Annotated in this window: 14 protein-coding genes and 2 tRNA genes; 12 read left to right on the forward strand and 4 right to left on the reverse strand. The window is 68.6% G+C overall.

Going from position 1 to position 17,265, the window contains the following annotated elements:
- The first annotated feature begins 23 nt into the window (after window positions 1-23).
- The 3 genes from IM767_RS03920 to IM767_RS03930 all read left to right on the forward strand — a co-directional run bounded on the left by IM767_RS03920 (window position 24) and on the right by IM767_RS03930 (window position 3,532).
- A complete protein-coding gene (locus IM767_RS03920; protein ID WP_109209140.1) occupies window positions 24-1,394 on the forward strand; it encodes an ABC transporter substrate-binding protein in 1,371 nt (456 codons plus the stop codon).
- A gap of 180 nt (window positions 1,395-1,574) precedes the next feature.
- Complete coding sequence (locus tag IM767_RS03925; protein ID WP_194398798.1) at window positions 1,575-2,543, forward strand: carbohydrate ABC transporter permease; 969 nt, start codon at window positions 1,575-1,577, stop codon at window positions 2,541-2,543.
- 104 nt (window positions 2,544-2,647) lie between these two features.
- Window positions 2,648-3,532, forward strand: a complete 885-nt coding sequence (locus IM767_RS03930) for a carbohydrate ABC transporter permease (RefSeq protein WP_109209185.1) — start codon at window positions 2,648-2,650, stop codon at window positions 3,530-3,532.
- A gap of 64 nt (window positions 3,533-3,596) precedes the next feature.
- On the opposite strand, the gene IM767_RS03935 is transcribed toward IM767_RS03930, so the two are convergent.
- Complete coding sequence (locus IM767_RS03935) at window positions 3,597-5,054, reverse strand: diacylglycerol kinase family protein (protein ID WP_109209141.1); 1,458 nt, start codon at window positions 5,052-5,054, stop codon at window positions 3,597-3,599.
- Window positions 5,055-5,150: 96 nt separating this feature from the next.
- Here IM767_RS03935 and serS point away from each other — a divergent pair, with 96 nt between their 5' ends.
- The 3 genes from serS to IM767_RS03950 all read left to right on the forward strand — a co-directional run bounded on the left by serS (window position 5,151) and on the right by IM767_RS03950 (window position 7,624).
- The gene (gene serS, locus IM767_RS03940) at window positions 5,151-6,416 is read left to right on the forward strand and encodes a serine--tRNA ligase (RefSeq protein ID WP_109209142.1); all 1,266 of its coding nucleotides are present in this window, start codon (window positions 5,151-5,153) and stop codon (window positions 6,414-6,416) included.
- Window positions 6,413-7,387, forward strand: a complete 975-nt coding sequence (locus tag IM767_RS03945) for an HAD hydrolase family protein (protein ID WP_239453168.1) — start codon at window positions 6,413-6,415, stop codon at window positions 7,385-7,387. The genes serS and IM767_RS03945 overlap by 4 nt, the downstream gene beginning before the upstream one ends.
- 152 nt (window positions 7,388-7,539) lie before the next feature.
- Window positions 7,540-7,624: transfer RNA gene (locus IM767_RS03950), tRNA-Ser, on the forward strand.
- A gap of 16 nt (window positions 7,625-7,640) precedes the next feature.
- On the opposite strand, the gene IM767_RS21135 is transcribed toward IM767_RS03950, so the two are convergent.
- Window positions 7,641-9,629 (reverse strand): DUF4012 domain-containing protein, encoded by a 1,989-nt coding sequence (locus IM767_RS21135; protein WP_162564207.1) that lies wholly within the window; start codon window positions 9,627-9,629, stop codon window positions 7,641-7,643.
- Window positions 9,630-9,871: 242 nt separating this feature from the next.
- Between IM767_RS21135 and IM767_RS03960 the strand changes: the two genes are divergently transcribed.
- From IM767_RS03960 to IM767_RS03975, 4 genes are all read left to right on the forward strand, one after another.
- Window positions 9,872-11,173: an LCP family protein gene (locus tag IM767_RS03960; protein WP_109209145.1), complete on the forward strand. Its 1,302-nt coding sequence runs from the start codon at window positions 9,872-9,874 to the stop codon at window positions 11,171-11,173.
- Between the two features lie 35 nt (window positions 11,174-11,208).
- Window positions 11,209-12,489, forward strand: a complete 1,281-nt coding sequence (locus tag IM767_RS03965; RefSeq protein ID WP_109209186.1) for an LCP family protein — start codon at window positions 11,209-11,211, stop codon at window positions 12,487-12,489.
- 167 nt (window positions 12,490-12,656) lie between these two features.
- Window positions 12,657-13,952, forward strand: coding sequence for a GGDEF domain-containing protein (locus IM767_RS03970; RefSeq protein ID WP_109209146.1), 1,296 nt, complete (start codon window positions 12,657-12,659; stop codon window positions 13,950-13,952).
- Window positions 13,953-14,080: 128 nt separating this feature from the next.
- Window positions 14,081-14,169: transfer RNA gene (locus IM767_RS03975), tRNA-Ser, on the forward strand.
- Between the two features lie 115 nt (window positions 14,170-14,284).
- Here the strand turns inward: IM767_RS03975 and IM767_RS03980 are convergent.
- Window positions 14,285-14,680 carry a dihydrofolate reductase family protein gene (locus IM767_RS03980; protein WP_239453169.1) on the reverse strand — a complete coding sequence of 132 codons (396 nt, stop codon included), beginning with the start codon at window positions 14,678-14,680 and terminating at the stop codon, window positions 14,285-14,287.
- A 286-nt stretch (window positions 14,681-14,966) separates the two neighbouring features.
- Between IM767_RS03980 and IM767_RS03985 the strand changes: the two genes are divergently transcribed.
- Window positions 14,967-15,365, forward strand: coding sequence for a hypothetical protein (locus IM767_RS03985; protein WP_109209148.1), 399 nt, complete (start codon window positions 14,967-14,969; stop codon window positions 15,363-15,365).
- 188 nt (window positions 15,366-15,553) lie between these two features.
- On the forward strand, window positions 15,554-16,141 hold the full coding sequence (locus IM767_RS03990; RefSeq protein WP_109209149.1) for a hypothetical protein: 588 nt from the start codon (window positions 15,554-15,556) through the stop codon (window positions 16,139-16,141).
- A 318-nt stretch (window positions 16,142-16,459) separates the two neighbouring features.
- On the opposite strand, the gene IM767_RS03995 is transcribed toward IM767_RS03990, so the two are convergent.
- Window positions 16,460-16,852 (reverse strand): DUF4328 domain-containing protein, encoded by a 393-nt coding sequence (locus IM767_RS03995; protein WP_109209150.1) that lies wholly within the window; start codon window positions 16,850-16,852, stop codon window positions 16,460-16,462.
- Window positions 16,853-17,265: the final 413 nt, after the last annotated feature.

Raw genomic sequence — 17,265 nt, forward strand, 5'->3', positions numbered from 1 at the left:
CCTCCTCTCAGAAAGGAAAGACGATGAAGTCACCAGCAAGGGTCCTGCTCGCCGGTGTCGCCACCCTGGCGACGGTCGGCGCACTCGTCGGCTGCTCGGCGGCCGGCGGCGACGAGAACAGCGACGGCAAGCTCGAGCTGCGCGTCGCGACCTTCCCGCCCGGCGCCGACGCCGCGGCGTACGAGGCGTTCGCCACGCAGGAGGAGCAGTTCGAGAAGGAGCACCCCGACATCGACATCATCGGTGTCGAGTACGAATGGGAGGGCCCGACGTTCGCCGTGCAGCTGGCCGGCGGCAGCCTGCCGGACGTCTTCACGGTGCCGTTCACCGACTCCAAGACGCTGCTCGAGAACGGCCAGCTCATGGACGTCACCGCCGAGGTGAAGGAGCTGGGCTACGAGGACAGCTTCAACCCGATCATCCTCGACGGCGTCAAAGACGCCGACGGCAACATCTTCGGCTTCCCGCGTCAGGCCTACGCCATGGGCCTGCACTACAACCGCGACCTGTTCGAGCAGGCCGGGCTCGACCCCGACCAGCCCCCGGCCACCTGGGACGAGGTGCGCGAGTACGCCAAGGCGATCCACGACGCCACCGGCAAGGCCGGGTACGCGCAGATGGCGATCAACAACACGGGCGGCTGGCAGCTGACCGCGCAGACCGTCGCGCGCGGCGGCCGGACGCAGACCGACGAAGCCGACGGCAGCGCCACCTCGACCATCGACAACGACGCGACCAGGGCGACGCTCGAGTTCCTCCACGACCTGAAGTGGGAGGACGACTCGTTCGGCGCCAAGGTCGACCTCGACTGGGGCACCATCAACCAGGAGTTCGCCGCGGGCAACATCGGCATGTACACGTCGGGCTCCGACGTCTACACGGCCCTCGTGCGCGACTTCGGCCTCGACCCCGCCGTGTACGGTCTGGGCGTCGTGCCCGTCGAGGGCGACGACCCGGGCACGCTCGGCGGCGGCGACATCGCGGTGATCAGCCCGACGGTCGACGACGAGACCAAGGCGGCCGCCGTCACCTGGATCGACTGGTACTACATGCAGAAGCTCCTGAACGAGGACGCCGCCGTGGCGGACGCGAAGGCGCTCTCGGAGTCGGACCAGGCCGTGGGCACGCCGCTGCTGCCGGTGCTCAGCCGCGAGCTGTACGAGGAGTCGCTCACCTGGATCGAGCCGTACATCAACGTGCCGCGCGAGCAGATGACGGCGTTCACCGACAACATCTGGGAGCAGATCCCCGTCGGTGAGCCGAAGAAGCAGACCCAGGAGGTCTACGCTCTCCTCGACACCGCGGTCCAGACGGTTCTCACCGACGAGAACGCCGACATCGACGCCCTGCTCGCGCAGGCGCAGACCGACGCTCAGGCGCTCCTCGACGAGTGAGGGACGAGCGGATGCTGCGGCCCGGCCTCGCCGCCGGGTCGCAGCATCCGTCCTCCGACCCGTTTCGTCTCGGTCGCCGGCGCTCCCTCGCTCAACAACCCGGGTCTCGGTCGTTGAGCGCGCGAAGCGAGACGAAACGCCCCTGACCGACGCAGAACCTCTTCACAGCAAAGGCCGACGATGACCGCGACCCTCCCGGAGCGCCCCGCAGCCGCGGCGCCGCCGCCCGCCGCGCCGCCCGCCCGGCGCAAGACCCGACGAAGCCCGCTCACCTGGTACCGCGGCGGAGGCCTCGCGAACCTGCTGTTCGTGCTGCCGATGGTGTTCGTGTTCTTCTTCTTCTCGTGGTCGCCGATCGTGCAGTCGGTGATCATGAGCCTGCAGAAGACGAACCTGCTGGTGTCGGAATGGGTCGGCCTCGACAACTACGTCGCGGTGCTGTCCGACCCGCAGCTCGGCCGCGCGGTCGTGAACACGATCTACTTCGCGCTGCTGGCGCTGCTGTTCGGCTTTCCGCTGCCGCTGTTCGTCGCGGTGCTCATGAGCGAGGTGCGCCGCGGCAAGGGCCTCTACTCGGCGCTCGCGTACCTTCCCGTGGTGATCCCGCCGGTGGTGGCGGTGCTGCTGTGGAAGTTCTTCTACAGCGCCGATCCGTCGGGCGTCTTCAACACCGTGCTCGGCTGGTTCGGCATTCCGCCGCAGCCGTGGATCTCGTCGGCCGTGCAGGCGATGCCGTCGCTCGTGCTCGAGGCGACCTGGGCAGCCGCCGGCGGGTCGATCATCATCTACCTCGCGGCTCTGCTGTCGGTGCCGCCGGAGCTCTACGACGCCGCCGAGGTCGACGGTGCCGGCATCTGGCGCAAGGTGTGGCACGTCACGCTGCCGCAGCTGCGCGGCATCCTCTTCATCATGCTGATCCTGCAGGTCATCGCGACCGCGCAGGTGTTCCTCGAGCCCTTCCTCTTCACCGGCGGCGGACCGGCGGGGGCGACCAAGACGATCCTGCTGTACATCTACGACAAGGCGTTCCGCAACAGTCTGGGCGGCGACTACGGCGAGGCCACCGCGGTGTCGGTGCTGCTCGCGATCGTGCTCGCGATCCTGTCCTGGCTGTACTTCAAGCTCACGAACCGCTGGAGCACCTCATGACCACGTCGACCACCAGCAGCGAGGCCGACCCCCGGTCGCTGAGCCTGTCGAAGAGCGGCAGGCGCCTCTTCTCCCGCTCCCTGGGCTCGTCGAAGGGTGACGACATGGCCGAGCGGTCGATCATCTCCGGCTCGGAGCGCCGTCGCCCCGGCACGCGGTTCGGGATGTCGCTGACCCACGTGTTCCTCTTCGTCTCACTCACGATCGCCGGACTCGGGCCGATCCTGTGGCTGGCGAAGTCGGCGGTGACCCCGACCCAGGACACGCTGCAGCAGCCGTTCGCGCTGTGGCCCAACGGCATCGACTGGGCGAATCTGTCGACCGCGTGGAACGACATCCACATCGACCAGTACTTCTGGAACACGATCGTGATCGCCGCGGGCGCCTGGTTCTCGCAGCTGTTCATCGCGACCACCGCCGGCTACGCGCTGTCGGTGCTGCGCCCGAAGTACGCGCCGGTGCTCAACGCGCTGGTGCTCGCGACGCTGTTCATCCCGGGGATCGTGCTGCTGGTGCCCCTCTACCTCACGGTGGTGTCGCCGCCGTTCCTCGGCCGCGACGCGAGCCTGCTCAACAACTACCTCGCCGTGTGGCTGCCGATGGCCGCGAACGCGTTCAACATCCTGCTCGTCAAGCGGTTCTTCGACAATCTGCCGCGCGAGGTGTTCGAGGCCGCCAAGACCGACGGCGCCGGACCCTTCCGGCTGTTCTGGTCGATCGTGCTGCCGATGTCGAAGCCGATCCTCGGAGTCGTGTCGGTGTTCGCGATCATCGCCGCCTGGAAGGACTACCTCTGGCCAAAGCTCGTGCTGCCCGACCCCGCGGTGCAGCCGCTGTCGGTGCGCCTTCCCGATGTGCAGTCGCAGACGGAGCTCGACGTGTTCCTCGCGGCTCTCGCGATCGCGACGCTCATCCCGATCGCGATGTTCCTGCTGTTCCAGTCGGTGTTCCTGCGCTCGGCGGGTCTCGGCGGGGCCGTCAAGGGCTGAGGCGCGCTTCGACGGGCGCGGACGTGTGGAACGACGGATGCCGCGGGCCGCGGCATCCGTCGTCTCAGAGGTCGTGGGTGGTGTGGCCTTTGGGCACCACGACGAGCAGGGACGACGGCTCGACGCGGGTCTTCACCGAGAGGGCCTCGCCGAACTCGTCGCCGTCGAGCTGCACCGGCTGCGGCTTCTGCGTAGCGAGCTCGATGCCGGCGCCGCGGGAGTAGACCACGGCGTTGTCCTTGGTGCGCAGCGACAGCACGCGCCGGCCGGCGCGGAAACGGCGCAGGAAACTGTTGTCCCATGCGACCCGCCGCCACACGAAGAGCCAGCCGAAGGGGCCCTTGGGCTGGAAGATCACGATGTCGAGGGCGCCGTCGGCGATGGAGGCCTCGGGGATGAGGTCGAGGCCTGCCGGCAGCTTGCCGCAGTTCGCGAACAGCACGCTCTGCACGCGGGAGGAGTGCAGGCGGTGACCGGGCAGCTCGTACACGACGCGGAAGGGCTTGGCCGCCGGCAGCGCACGGGCGGCGCCGTCGACATAGGCGACCCAGCCGACCGTCTTCTTCAGCTGCGGGTTCGTGTTCGCGATCATCGCCGCGTCGAGGCCGATGCCGCCCATCACGACGAAGGCGTGCTCGGCCGTCGAGCCGTCGGGGCGCGCGAGCTCGGTCCAGCCGACGTCCATCGGCAGGGTGTCGCCGTCGAACACGGCGCGCACCATCGCTTCGGGCTCGGTCAGCGGAAGCCGCAGGTTGCGGGCCAGCAGGTTGCCGGTGCCGCTCGGCACGATCGCGAGGGGCACGCCGCTGCCGCTCATCGCCTCCGACACCGCGCGCACGGTGCCGTCGCCGCCGGCGACGAGCACGGTGTCGACGCCCTCCTCTAGGGCCTGGCGGGTCACGTCGTCGCCGAGGTCGTCGACGGTCGTCTCGTAGAACAGGGGCTCCGACCAGCCGGCCTCGGCCGCCAGGCGCGTGACGGTGTCGCGCAGCGTGTCGGCGTCGACCTTGATGGGGTTGTAGACGAGGGCGGCCTTGGGGGAGGGCCGCTCGCCGTCGGTCTCCATAGGGCGCGTCTCGCCCTCGGGGCCGACCCGGCGCGCCTCGCCGCTCTCGTCGTCCGCGGTGTCGGCCGCGACGTCGCCGGGCTCGCGGATCACGTCGTCGGGCTCGGCGGCCTTCCCGGGGTCGGGTGCGTCGTCGGCGTGCGCACCGGAGCGCTTGGCCGCGCTCGAGTCGGCGTCCTCGCCGGCTGCGCCCTGACCGTCCGGCGCCTCGGCGCCGGACGCGGTCGCGGGCGCGGCATCCGCCGTCGCAGCCGCGTCGGCGAGCTCCAGCTCGGCGGTGTCGGGGCCGTCGGCGTAGACCGCGTCGGCGGGATGGGGGTCGAGGTCGGTGGGGATCTCACCGGTGCGCAGGTCTTCGACGGGCGCCCCCTCGGTCGAGCCGTCCCGGGTGCGCAGATCGTCGGCGGGTACGCCGTCGGTGGGAACGTCTTCGCCCGATCCGGATGCCGCCGCCATGTGGACCAGATTAGGGTGCGAAGCGCTCCGGTGGGCGCATCCGGCGTGGGGCTTGACAGCCGGAGCGGTGTTGCAGGCGCCGACTAAGCTTGCAGGGTGATCGATCCCGTGCTGCTCCGCGACAATCCCGACCTGGTCAGGCGCTCGCAGGAGGCGCGCGGCGAATCGCCCGACACCGTCGACGCGGCGATCGAGGCCGACCGTGCACGGAGGGCTGCGATCACGGCGTTCGAAGAGCTGCGCGCCGCGCAGAACGCGCACGGCAAGAGGGTCGCGCAGGCGCCGAAAGAGGAGAAGGCCGCTCTCGTGGCCGAGGCCAAGGAGCTCAGCGAGCGCGTGAAGCAGGCCCAGCACGCGGTCGCCGCCGCGGAGGAGGCATCCGCCGAGGTCTTCGGTGCGCTCGAGAACATCGTGATCGAGGGCGTGCCCGCGGGCGGCGAGGACGACTTCGTCACCCTCCGCACGCACGGCGAGATCCCCGCGTTCGGCTTCGAGCCGCGCGACCACCTGGAGCTCGGCGAGAAGCTCGGCGCGATCGACATGGAGCGCGGCACCAAGGTCTCCGGAAGCCGCTTCTACTTCCTCACCGGCATCGGGGCGCGGCTCGAGATCGCCCTCATGAACCTCGCCCTCGACCGGGCGCTGCAGGCCGGTTTCACGCCGATGATCCCGCCGACGCTGGTGCGGCCCGAGGTCATGCGGGGCACCGGATTCCTCGGCAAGCACGCGGCCGAGGTCTACCACCTCGAGGACGACGACCTGTACCTCGTGGGCACGAGCGAGGTTCCGCTCGCCGGGTATCACATGGACGAGATCCTCGACCTCTCGCGCGGCGCGAAGCGCTACGCCGGCTGGTCGACCTGCTACCGCAGCGAGGCCGGGTCGTACGGCAAGGACACCCGCGGCATCATCCGCGTGCACCAGTTCAACAAGCTCGAGATGTTCGTCTACACGACGCCCCAAGAGGCCGAGGCCGAGCATCTGCGCCTCGTCGAGATGCAGGAGGGGATGCTGCAGGACCTCGGCTTGGCGTACCGCGTGATCGACGTCGCCGCGGGCGACCTCGGCTCGAGCGCCGCACGCAAATACGACGTCGAGGCCTGGGTGCCGACGCAGCACGCGTACCGCGAGCTCACCTCGACGTCGAACTGCACGACGTACCAGGCGCGGCGGCTCGACATCCGCTACCGGCCCGAAGGCGGCAAGACGCAGCCGGTCGCGACGCTCAACGGCACGCTCGCGACCACGCGATGGATCGTCGCCCTGCTCGAGACCCACCAGCGGGAGGACGGCTCCGTGACGGTGCCCGAGGTGCTGCGGCCGTTCCTCGGCGGACTCGAAGTGATGGAGCCCACCGCGTGACCCCGGAGGCCGACCGAGCCGGTGAGCTGAGCCGCGCCACCGACGAGGTCGCCACCGACACCGCGGTGGAGGAGAGCCTGCCCCAGACCGGCGAGATCGAGGTCGAGGCTCCGGCCGAAGCCGCCCAGCTCGTCGATGAGCTCGCCCGCGAGACCGAGCGCCCCGGCGTGCCCGTCGCCCGGATGCTCATCGTGCTCGACATCGACGGCACCGTGCTGCTCGAGGACGAGTCGCTGAGTCCAGGCGTCGTCGAGGCGGTGGCGCACGCGCAGCAGGCCGGCCACGAGGTCATGATCGCGACCGGACGCAGCTGGGAGGGCACGCGAGGGATCCTGCGTGTGCTCGAGCTCGCCCCCGAGTACGTCGTCTGCTCGAACGGCGCCGTCGTGCTGGCGCGTGTGGACGGCGAGGAGCTGATCTACGACCGCTGGCACGTCGAGACCTTCGATCCGCGCGAGGTGCTGACGCTCCTGCGCGAGCACCTTCCTCACGCGCGGTACCTCGTCGAGCTCCCGGACGGGAAGCGGCTGTACACGGAGTACCTCGAGGACTGGAATCTCGTCAATGCGCGCCGTGTGCCGTTCGAGGAACTGGGCGCGCAGCGCGTGTGCCGCGTCGTCGTCGTCTCTCCCGAACAGGACGAGCAGGACTACCTCGAGCTGGTGCGCGACATCGGGCTGCACGAGGTCTCGTACGCGGTCGGCTGGACGGCCTGGCTCGACATCGCGCCGCAGGGCGTCGACAAGAGCACCGGCCTGGAGCTCGTGCGCACGGAGCTCGGCATCGAGCCCGAGCAGGTTCTCGTGATCGGCGACGGTCGCAACGACGTCGGCATGTTCCGCTGGGCGCGGGATCACGGCGGCCGCGCCGTGGCGATGGCGCAGGGTCCGCAGGAGGTGCAGGACGCCGCGGGCGAGACCACGACGTCGGTGCACGAAGGCGGCGTCGCGGCGGTGCTGCGCGGCCTCTGACCTGTCGCCAGGGCAGGTTCGGGCCGGGGTCCGGTCCGGGTCGCACCTGCTCGGCGCCGGGCGCAGGCGTCGTGAGAGGAACAGCGACGACCGCGCCGTCGGCTAGACTCGACGCCTGTTCGACGGATGCCTCCCCCGGGGCGGCATCGTCGGGAGGGTTGTCCGAGCGGCCGATGGACCTGGTCTTGAAAACCAGTGGGCAGCAATGTCCCGTGGGTTCGAATCCCACACCCTCCGCAGAGCGGCCACCGGGTCAGCCGATGGTCGACAGACGGATGTTGCGCGAGCCTTCCGGGCTGGCGAAGAGCGCGCCGCAGTTCGCGTCCACGGTGACGGCGGTGTCGTTGGCGCCGGGCGAGTGGCGAAGCTCCAGGGGTCCGAGCGACCCCTCGGGGAGCTGCACCTCGTAGGAGATCGTGCGCTCCTCACCCATCTCGAGCAGCAGCGTCTTGCTCTCCGCCGTGTTGCCGTGGTCGACGCCGGTGCGGTCGCGGAAGCGGTTGCCCTGCCAGTTGGCGCCGTCCTGCCAGTCGCCGCGTTCCGGCTCCGTCGACAGGATCTCCGCCCCGGGCGGGGCGAAGAACAGCACGTCGAGCATCATCGTCCTCTCGTCGATGCCGCGGAAGCCGTTGCGCAGCCCGAGCGTGTACTCGCTCGAGATGTCGTCGGTCATGCGGCTGCGCAGGTCCATGGAAACGGTGATGGTTCGCGCATCCGCGTTGCAGGTCGCTCGCTGCGTGAAATCCAGCCAGTAGTTCAGCTTGCCGACGGAGTAGTCGTTGAAGTAGACGCCGAGCTGGGTGGCCTCGGTGTTGTCCTCGCGGAGCGCGCCGTCCAGGCCGTACTCGTGCGCGAGCGACTGCAGACCCGCGTCTTCGAACCAGAGGTTGATCCGGCCCTCTTCGGCGCTGCGCACCAGCTGGTCCCACATCGGGCCGATCTCCCATTCGCCGCCGGTGAGGGCGTCGAACATGACGGAAGTCACCTCACTGAAGAAGGCGTCCATCGCCGCGTTGTCGGCCCCGAACCGCTCGTAGGGCTCGCTCATCAGCAGGGAACCCGTGTTCTGGGCGTTCACCTCCTCGCCGGAGGCGAGGGTCAAGGGGCCGGTCGCCTCGAGCATGTGCGCCAGCACGATCGGGTCGATGGAGATCACCCCGTCGAACTGAGGTTGTCCGGTCCACTTGCGTGCGGCATGGAAGAGCTCCACGGCCCTCGGGAAGTGCGGTGTCATCGTGAAGTTCGACGACCAGTTCGTCAGCTCGAAGGGATAGAGGGAGCGGACCTTGGGCTGCAGCTTGATGAGCGAGCCGTTCACGGTGTCGAACCCCGCCTCGGGAAGCGCGGAGTACATCAGGTCCACGCCGTTCTCCTGAGCGACCAGCTCCGCCCTGCCGTTCTCGACCTTGAGCACCAGCCAGTGGGCTGGACCGCCACCTGTCGCGCGGATCTCCGCGGGAGTCTGGATCATCAGCTGGTACAGCATGGGCTTGTCGGCGCCCGCCGCGTGCATGAGCTCCGGAAGGTGCTCTTGAACGAGAGTCAAGGCGGGGACGGCCATCGCGATGAGGTCGACCATCTCATCGACCGGCTCGGATACGGCGGGGACGACACCCGTCCGATCCAGGCTCGTCGCGATCGCCGAAGCCTCCTCCAGGGACGAGATGACCGTGGGAAGGACGGTCCCGGCCCCGAGGAACGGGCGCAGATCGATCCCGAGGCCCGGATCGGCGCCACCGCCGGCGTCGGCCGTGGACACCATCTCCACGAGGGGAGGCAGTGACCGCGAGGTGATCGTGTTCACGGCGTCCGTCATGCCCCGCACGGCGAGCACGTTGTTCCTCACCTGAGGGATCTCCGCCGCGAGATCCCACAGCGGGCCGCTCGAGGTCGCACGTGCCCGCTCGGTGCGTTCGACGATCTCTTCGCTGGCCTGCGCGAACCCCGAGAAATCCATCCCGACGGCCGCCGCAGCGGCCACCCCCAGCTGCTCCTTCGCCACTTCCATGTCTTCGCGAACCTGGAGCACCTGCTGCGCGAACGCCCCGGCTGCCAGCAGTGCCACCAGGAAGACCGTTGCGAGCGGACCGCCCACCAGGCAGATCACGATGTTCCTGCGCCTGCGGCGGCGCTGCGCGGACGTCTCCGCCGCGGCGTGACGCGCCAGCGGCTTGACCGCAGCGTGCCGCCGTCGAGGTGGTTTCGACGTCGCGGGCGCCGGCGAGGAGGCGGAGACAGTCACGGCGGGATAGTACAGGGCGATTGTTGCGAGATCTCGACAAACGACGGCGGTGCGGGTCGTGGCGGGGAAGCGGTGTCCCTCAGCGCGCCCTCAGGGCAGCATGCCAGAATACTTCCCGACTACGGCAGCCATCTGAAGCCCATCGGGCCGCAGAAGGAACAGAACAGGAACTCCTGGCGACCGGTTGTCACGGCGCTTCCCGCGACACCCCGCCGAAGCGGACAGACTCCGAGAGGACCCGAGTGAGCGCGACGAGCAGATCTCCCCGGCGTGGCCGCCGCACGGTGGCCCGCCACGGTGAGCTGTCGTCTCCGGGCCCCGCCTCGTTCCTGCTGAAGGTCGTCGCCGTCGTGGCCGCCGTCGTCTTCGTCTCGGGGGCCGGGGTCGCGGCGTACGCCGCAATCGACCTCGGCACGAGCTTCGCCGTGGACGCCGTCGAGCTGGAGGGTCAGGAAGAGCTGCCCCCGCCGACGATGGGCGCCATCGAGGGCGAGGCGAACTTCTTCCTCGCTGGAACGGATGCCTGCGAGCCTGAGTACGCCCAGTTCTTCGGCAAGCGCTGCACCGGCGCCGACGCCGAGGCGGAGCTGAACGATGTCAACCTGCTGGTGCACATCTCCGACAACCCGCGCCGCGTGACCGCGATCTCCTTCCCGCGCGACCTTCGGATCCCGATCCCCGCCTGCACGCGCGAGGACGGCTCCATGACGTCGCCGGTCTCGAAGGAGTCGATCAACGCGGCGTATTCGCTCGGCGGCCTGCCGTGCATCGTGAGCGCCGTGTCGGAGCTCTCAGGGCTCAACATCCAGTACGCTGCGAAGATCACGTGGGGCGGGGTCATCGAGCTCACCGAGGCTGTCGGCGGTGTCGAGGTCTGCCTGGCCGCCGGCATCCGCGATCGCAACACCGGCATCGACTGGCCGGCCGGCACGCGCACGATCGCGGGGATCGAGGCGCTCCAGTTCCTGCGCACGCGCTACGGCGTGGGCGACGGCTCCGACCTCGGCCGTGTCTCGAACCAGCAGGTGTACATGTCGAGCCTCGTCCGCAAGATCATGAGCGAGGAAGTGCTCTCGAACGTCGGCACGCTGTACAAGCTCGCGACGACCGCCGTCGACAACATCACCCCGAGCCAATCCCTCACCAACCCGGTGCGGCTCGCCCAGCTGGCGCTGGCCGTCAAGGACGTGCCGCTCGACGAGATCACCTTCGTGCAGTACCCGACCTTCACCGACCCGAGCGACCCGAACAAGGTCGTTCCCAACGAGGAAGCCGCTGCGGAGCTCTGGGCCGCGCTCGCCGCGAACCAGCCCCTCCAGCTCACCGGTGACGTGGCCGCGAACGACGGCGTCGTCCTCGCCGACCCCCCGCCCGCCGACGCAACCGCGCCGGAGGCCACCGACTCCGCGCCGACTCCGGACGCCACCTCTACCTCGCCCGCCCCAGAACCCACGGAGGCGGCTGTGGCCCTTCCCTCGACGATCACCGGGTCCAACGCGTCTCAGACGACCTGCTCCAACGGAAACCTGCGGGGCCGCGGCTGATGGCGGCGCACAAGCGGCCCTCGGGAGAGGGCCGGATGCCCCTTGCGCGTCACGGCGTGCTGAAGTCGCGGCATCCGTTCGCCACCCTCTTCTCGATGTTCGGAGTCGTGCTCGCCGTCTTCGGCGTCAGCGCCGCAGGCATCGCCGCCTACAACGTGTGGGATGCGACGCAGGCGATCACCGCCAACGCCGTCGTGCTCGATCAGGACAAGCCGCTGCCGCCGTCGCTCGGCGCGATCGAGGGTGGCGTGAACATCCTGATGGTCGGCACCGACTCGTGCGAAGGGGCCAACGCCGCGCTCTCCGGAGCCTGCCAGGCCAAGAGCACCGAGGGGGAGCGCAACGACGTCACGATGCTCGTCCACATCTCGGACGAGCCGCGCCGTGTCACCGTGGTCTCCTTCCCGCGCGACATGCTCGTGCCGATCCCGTCGTGCCCGAAGGAGGACGGCACCGGCAGCTACTCCGCCATGTCGTCGCAGATGCTCAACGCGTCGTACGAGTACGGCGGGCTCGCGTGCACCGTGCTGACCGTGGAGTCCCTCATCGAGGACCAGATCGACTTCGCCGCCGCGATCCGGTGGACAGGGGTCATCAACATGTCCGACGCGATCGGCGGCGTCGACGTGTGCGTCGCCGGTGACATCAGCGACTCGCACACCGGTCTCGAGCTCACCGCCGGCACGCACACGCTGCAGGGCGTCCAGGCGCTGCAGTTCCTGCGCATCCGCCACGGGATCGGCGACGGCTCCGACCTCGGCCGCATCTCCAATCAGCAGCAGTTCATGTCGTCGATGGTGCGCAAGCTCCAGTCCGACGCCGTGCTCGCCAACCCGTCGACGCTGCTGAACCTCGCCACCACGGCGATCAGCCAGGTGCAGCAGGGGCAGCTCACCCTCAGCTCGGGACTGACGAACCCGACGCTCATGGTGCAGATCGCCATGGCCGTGAGGGACGTTCCTTACGAGGACATCGTCTTCGTGCAGTACCCGACCAGGTATTCGGCCGGCGACGGCGCCAGCAGGGTGATGCCCGTGAAGGATGCCGCGACGGTGCTCTTCGACGCGCTCAAGGCCAATCAGCCGCTCACTCTGACCGGCGAGGCCAGCCAGGGCTACGGCGTAGAGGTGACCGGCGAGGCCGCCAAGCCCGAGACCGCGCCGACAACGGCTGCGACCCCCGTGCCGGAACAGACGGCGACCGCCGAGACGCCCGCGCCGGTCGACACGCCGGCCGCGGAGACGCGCGTCGAGCTGCCGTCCGACATCGCCGGCCAGACCGCAGCCCAGACCACCTGCACCCGCCCGGAGGAGTAGCGGGCCGACCCCGGCGGATGTCTCGGTGGCCGGCTGTGCCCCATCCACAGCGAGTCGCCCGACCGGCCGGTGCGGATGCTGGATCTGCGTATGATCCTGTCGCGAGAGTGCCGCATTGCGATACGTTTCGGACGCAGACCGCGCGCCCGAGACGGGAGAGGAAGCCGATGACCGGCCCGGATATCGACGCGCTTCCCGTGGGCGTGATCCGCGTCGGCGCCGACGAGCGCATCGTCGAGGCCAACGCGTGGTTCCGTCGGTGGGCGCGCGAGGAGATCGTGGGCTGCGCCCTCCGAGATGTGCTGGTTCCGGTCCCCGATTTCCTGGATGGCACGGGTGCCGTCTCGACCATGATGTCGCGTGTCGGAGATCCACAGCGGGCGGTGCTGGTCGCCCGCGCCGAAGACGGCGACGGCGCGGTTCTGACGGTGATGGATGCCTCCGACCGCTACGCCTCGGGCAACCGCCTGCGCCGGCTGCACAACCTGGCCGATCGCACTCAGATCCGGCTGCAGCTGATCATGGACGCCTCCATCGCCTTCGCGGCGGCGGCCGACGAGGAACGGCTCAGTGCGATCCTCGCCGCCACCGCGGCGCAGGCCTATCAGGCCGAGGAGTCGGTCGTCGTCCTCTTCGGTGAGGACGGACTGCTTCATCGGACGGCGGGCACGAACCCGCTGCACGGGGTGTTTCCCGAGGTCGCGGTGTCGGCGAGGGCCCGCGAACTCGGCCATGTCGTAAAGGTGAGCGGCGAGGAAGAGGCGGAGGCGCTTTCACCAGACCTTGCGGGCGCGATGCGGCAGTCGGGGGTCGATGCGCTGATCGCCGCGCCGCTGCGCCTGGAAGGTGTCGCCCTGGGCATGTTCGCGTGCTTCTTCCGGCACCCCCGCGTCTTCGACGACGAGGCTACGCCGCTTGCCGAGGCCCTCGCCGGCCAGGCGGCGCAGAAGCTCGACGCGGTGCGGCTGCAGCGGCGCCTCGAGCATGCGGCGATGCACGACGAGACGACGAATCTTCCGAATCGCCGGGCCCTCGACGAGCTCGCGGCCCTCACCGATGTGTCGCACGCGTCGGTCATCTTCATCGACCTCGACGGGTTCAAGGCCGTGAACGACCGCCTGGGTCACGAGCTCGGCGACGAGGTGCTGCGCGAGGTGGCCCGCCGCCTGCAGGGGAGTGTCCGCGGCAGCGACGTCGTCGCCCGTTACGGCGGCGACGAGTTCGTCGTGATCTGCGATGCCGATGCCGAGGGTGCGGCCGAGGTCGCCCAGCGGCTCCTGCGTGCGCTCGAGGGAGAGTACGGCTTCCTGACCGAGTCGCTGCCGATCGGCGCGAGCATCGGTGTCGCGAGCGCGGGTGCAGCTCGCAGCATCTTGAGCGTCGACCACCTCATCCGTCGCGCCGATCAGGCCATGTACGTGGCCAAGAGCCGCGGCGGGCACCAGGTCGCCATCGCCGACTGACCCGGCGTCTCTGCCCTCCCTGCATCGAGGTGGTCCGCCGGATCGACGTGCTTCGAGCCGGTGCAAGAAGCGGCGCCGGTCTCGGTTATGATTGCTGGGTGCATCCGTGCCTTCACGGCCGGATGCCTGGAGACGTCGCATAGTCAGGCCTAGTGCACCACCCTGCTAAGGTGGAGTCCTCGCAAGGGGACCGAGGGTTCAAATCCCTCCGTCTCCGCAATTTTCCTCTTGAGCCGACGTCGCTCGGACGGGTTTCTGGCGGTGTCGTTCCGCTCGCATCGCTGTCGATCGTGGGTGCGCCTTGGTCGACGTTGCTTCGATCTGCCGTTGCTTCAGCCGGATGCTCGTCCAGCTTGGACTTTCTGCGCGAGGGCGATGCTCCCATGTATGCCGATGTCTCCGCCTTCCGCCCGGTTGAGCTCGGCGACGTACCCGACGGCGGGAGTGTCGACGAACGTCGACGACGCCCAGGTCACCGACGGCGTGGTGGAGGCGAAGACGTACTTCGGCGTCGTGTTGATGAACGACGCGAACGGCTCGAAGTTCGAGGAGGGCCAGTAGTCGACCCAGTAGTCGAAGGTCCCTCGCCCCAGCAGCACCGCGGTCTGGCTGGCGATCACGTGGCCAAGGTGCTCGACCAGGCGATCGTCGGCGTGGAAAACCCAGTTACTGGGTTCCTCGGCGATTCCGTCCAGCGAGAGCAGCGAGTACAGCACGACCTTACGCATCCGAGGCCCTTCCTGCTGATTCATCATGCCAACTGCTCCCCAGAGATGCCACGCGGGGGCTCTTGCTCACCATCCCGCCACGCACTCTGCCCCCTCGCTCGCGGCAGGACGAGTTGCGAGCGGTATCGTCGCGAACATCCCACATGTCGGGGACCCCAAGTTGAATACGCTTTACCGCTCAGTCAGCGTCGAGCGGGCGATTCGGCGAGATCCAGCGGATTGGTCATGAAAGCCGAACATGGGTTCAAGCGATGCCGGTTCGCAGGGTTCCTGAAGGAGGAGATCGATGACCTGGGACTACCTCTTCGCACGTGAAATCCGCGACGGCAAGGAACGGTGGTCAATCCGCGAGGTTCACATCGATGACGATGGCAGCATCTCGTGGATCGCGGAAGCTTGTGACCCTGGCGGCGATACCGCGCAGGAACTCGCCACTGATCTGTCCCGCATGCTCCTCGCGATCGAAAAGCCAATCCTGGATCTGGCGCAGGACGAGCCCAAGATTGTGGCGATGCCAGACGGAGGAGCCCCAGCCCATGCTGTGCTCGAGAACATCTCGCGCATCACGGTGGTGACCTCCAAGGGCAAAGCATTCGAGAAGTACAACCTGTTCTCTGACGGCGTCGAGCTGCACCTTCAAGATGAGGGGCGAACGCTGAAGGTTTTCCCCCGCCGGGAACCATAAGCGAGAGCCCGGCGATCGCATTTCCACGAAGGGCCGTAGCGGCCGGCGAGTCAGCGCGGCACCTTCCCGGCCCGCCCTCACCCACGTTCGCGTAGGCGCGGGCCTGACAGATCCATCTATGCTGCACGCTCACCGACCGGTTGGCGGACGGCATGGTGAAGAGCGTGGATTGGCTCTAGCCTTCCGGCATGAACCTCGCCATACGGCGGCGGGTGTTCCCTGTCGCCATCTTCATCGGTCTCGTGTGCGCCGGCTGTGCGGCGCAAACCCCGGCCACCGAGCAGAACCCGCCAGCCTCCGGCTCCGATGATGCGACGCGCAACCCCTTGCCGGAGGGGGTGCGCGAGGGTGCCTCGCCCACTCGCACCACGAGCAAGACCATGCCACCCGACTGGTGCGAGCCACGCGAGTTTCCCGAAGCGTCGCTGGACGGTGCGGCCGCTCCAGCGCCCGGCGAGCACCTGACCTTGCCAGCAGACCCGTGCTTGACCGCAAAGAGCCTGCTCGGCTCGTACTCGTGGCTTGAGGACCAAGGCATCGACGCCGATCAGATCCAGGGTTTCCAAGCCGTCGCCGGCATCGAGCCGTGGACGGCGCCCCTTGCCGACGGCACTGGTCACTGCATCCTCCTCCGCGCAGATGACCATAACGGATGGGGAAAGATCGCCTGCGACACCCCCGGCGGGTCGGCTTCCGTGGAACGAACAGTCGACGGCGCGTCACTCCGCTTCAGTCTCGAGCGCGACGCGGTCGTCGTGTACACCCTGTCACCATGACCCGGCACCTGTTGCCGAGAGAGCCGACGAGATCGCGAACTCGTCGTTCGTGTGACGCCCCCAGGATCGTTCCGCCGCCTAAACGCGCGCTCACGGACCGGTTATCGTGTGGGTGGCCGCCGCAGATCCCAGTCCCCAGGTGATCAGCAACACGCCCAGCAGCACGAACACCATCGCGCGCAAGCCGATTCGCGTCAACGGGCCCGCTCGCCCACTGTGTCGGGAGAATCGACGATTGCTGCCAACGTGTCGCTCAAGTTGATCGAGAGTATGAAGGCAGTAGCCAAGGACGATGCGGGTGTGACCACGCGCCGCGCGTCAGTGCATGAGCGACGAAGGCTGCGGAGCCGAGGGTCGGGTGATGCCGCGCGTGATGCCGCGGACCACAAGCGACGCGAGCGCCGCGGCGGCTAGGAGCAGAACCTCTCCCGCGATGCTCACCGACATCGCGATCTGGAACTGCTCGAGCGTCTCGGCGCTCAGGTACAGGCGGGTCGACACCTGGATCATCGAGTTGCTGAGGAGCCAGCACAGCCACCAGACGATCTGCCACCCGGGTCGGGAGCGGCCGACCGCTCGCCAGAGATCGGAAATGTTCTGGTAGGGGAACCACGCGGAAATGATCGGCACGAACCACGCTCCAACGTGCCAGCCGGGCGAGCGCCGCGTCTGCCCCACGAATCGCTTGGCGGCCTGGTACAGAGCACCCAGGCCACGCCGGTCGCGACGATGGCAACGCTCGTCATAACGCTGACCACGGACATGAACTGGTCATAGACGTTGATCAAGTCAATGGCTCGGTCGTTGCCGTCGAGGTAGGCATTGATGGCGCCGATCCCAAAGGTCTCGATCCCGATCGTGAAGATCGCCGACACGGCGCACATCGCCAGCAGCACCTGGGTCGCCACCGCCAGTTTGGCGAGACGACCCGTCGGCGCAGGCACCGTATGGGACTGTTGACCGGGTGGCGTCCAACGTGCGCCATCCCACCACCACGTCGCCGATGATCCGTCAGGCGCTGGGTACCACCCGGCAGATGAGGACGTCGATGTGCCGCTCATTGAAGGACCCCTCTGGCGCGCCGCGAGGCTGTGGGACATGCCGCGCCGAGCGCGAAATCGACT

It is taken from the genome of Microbacterium ureisolvens (genome assembly GCF_015278315.1).
GTDB classification, from domain to species: Bacteria; Actinomycetota; Actinomycetes; order Actinomycetales; family Microbacteriaceae; genus Microbacterium; species Microbacterium ureisolvens.

What these genes read in the sequence shown, in the direction of transcription:
- IM767_RS03920 (WP_109209140.1), top strand. Translation starts at nt 24, where the DNA reads ATGAAGTCACCAGCAAGGGTCCTGCTCGCCGGTGTCGCCACCCTGGCG.
- IM767_RS03925 (WP_194398798.1), top strand. Translation starts at nt 1,575, where the DNA reads ATGACCGCGACCCTCCCGGAGCGCCCCGCAGCCGCGGCGCCGCCGCCC.
- IM767_RS03930 (WP_109209185.1), top strand. Translation starts at nt 2,648, where the DNA reads ATGGCCGAGCGGTCGATCATCTCCGGCTCGGAGCGCCGTCGCCCCGGC.
- IM767_RS03935 (WP_109209141.1), bottom strand. Translation starts at nt 5,054, where the DNA reads ATGGCGGCGGCATCCGGATCGGGCGAAGACGTTCCCACCGACGGCGTA.
- IM767_RS03965 (WP_109209186.1), top strand. Translation starts at nt 11,209, where the DNA reads ATGCCCCTTGCGCGTCACGGCGTGCTGAAGTCGCGGCATCCGTTCGCC.
- IM767_RS03970 (WP_109209146.1), top strand. Translation starts at nt 12,657, where the DNA reads ATGACCGGCCCGGATATCGACGCGCTTCCCGTGGGCGTGATCCGCGTC.
- IM767_RS03980 (WP_239453169.1), bottom strand. Translation starts at nt 14,680, where the DNA reads ATGCGTAAGGTCGTGCTGTACTCGCTGCTCTCGCTGGACGGAATCGCC.
- IM767_RS03985 (WP_109209148.1), top strand. Translation starts at nt 14,967, where the DNA reads ATGACCTGGGACTACCTCTTCGCACGTGAAATCCGCGACGGCAAGGAA.
- IM767_RS03990 (WP_109209149.1), top strand. Translation starts at nt 15,554, where the DNA reads ATGAACCTCGCCATACGGCGGCGGGTGTTCCCTGTCGCCATCTTCATC.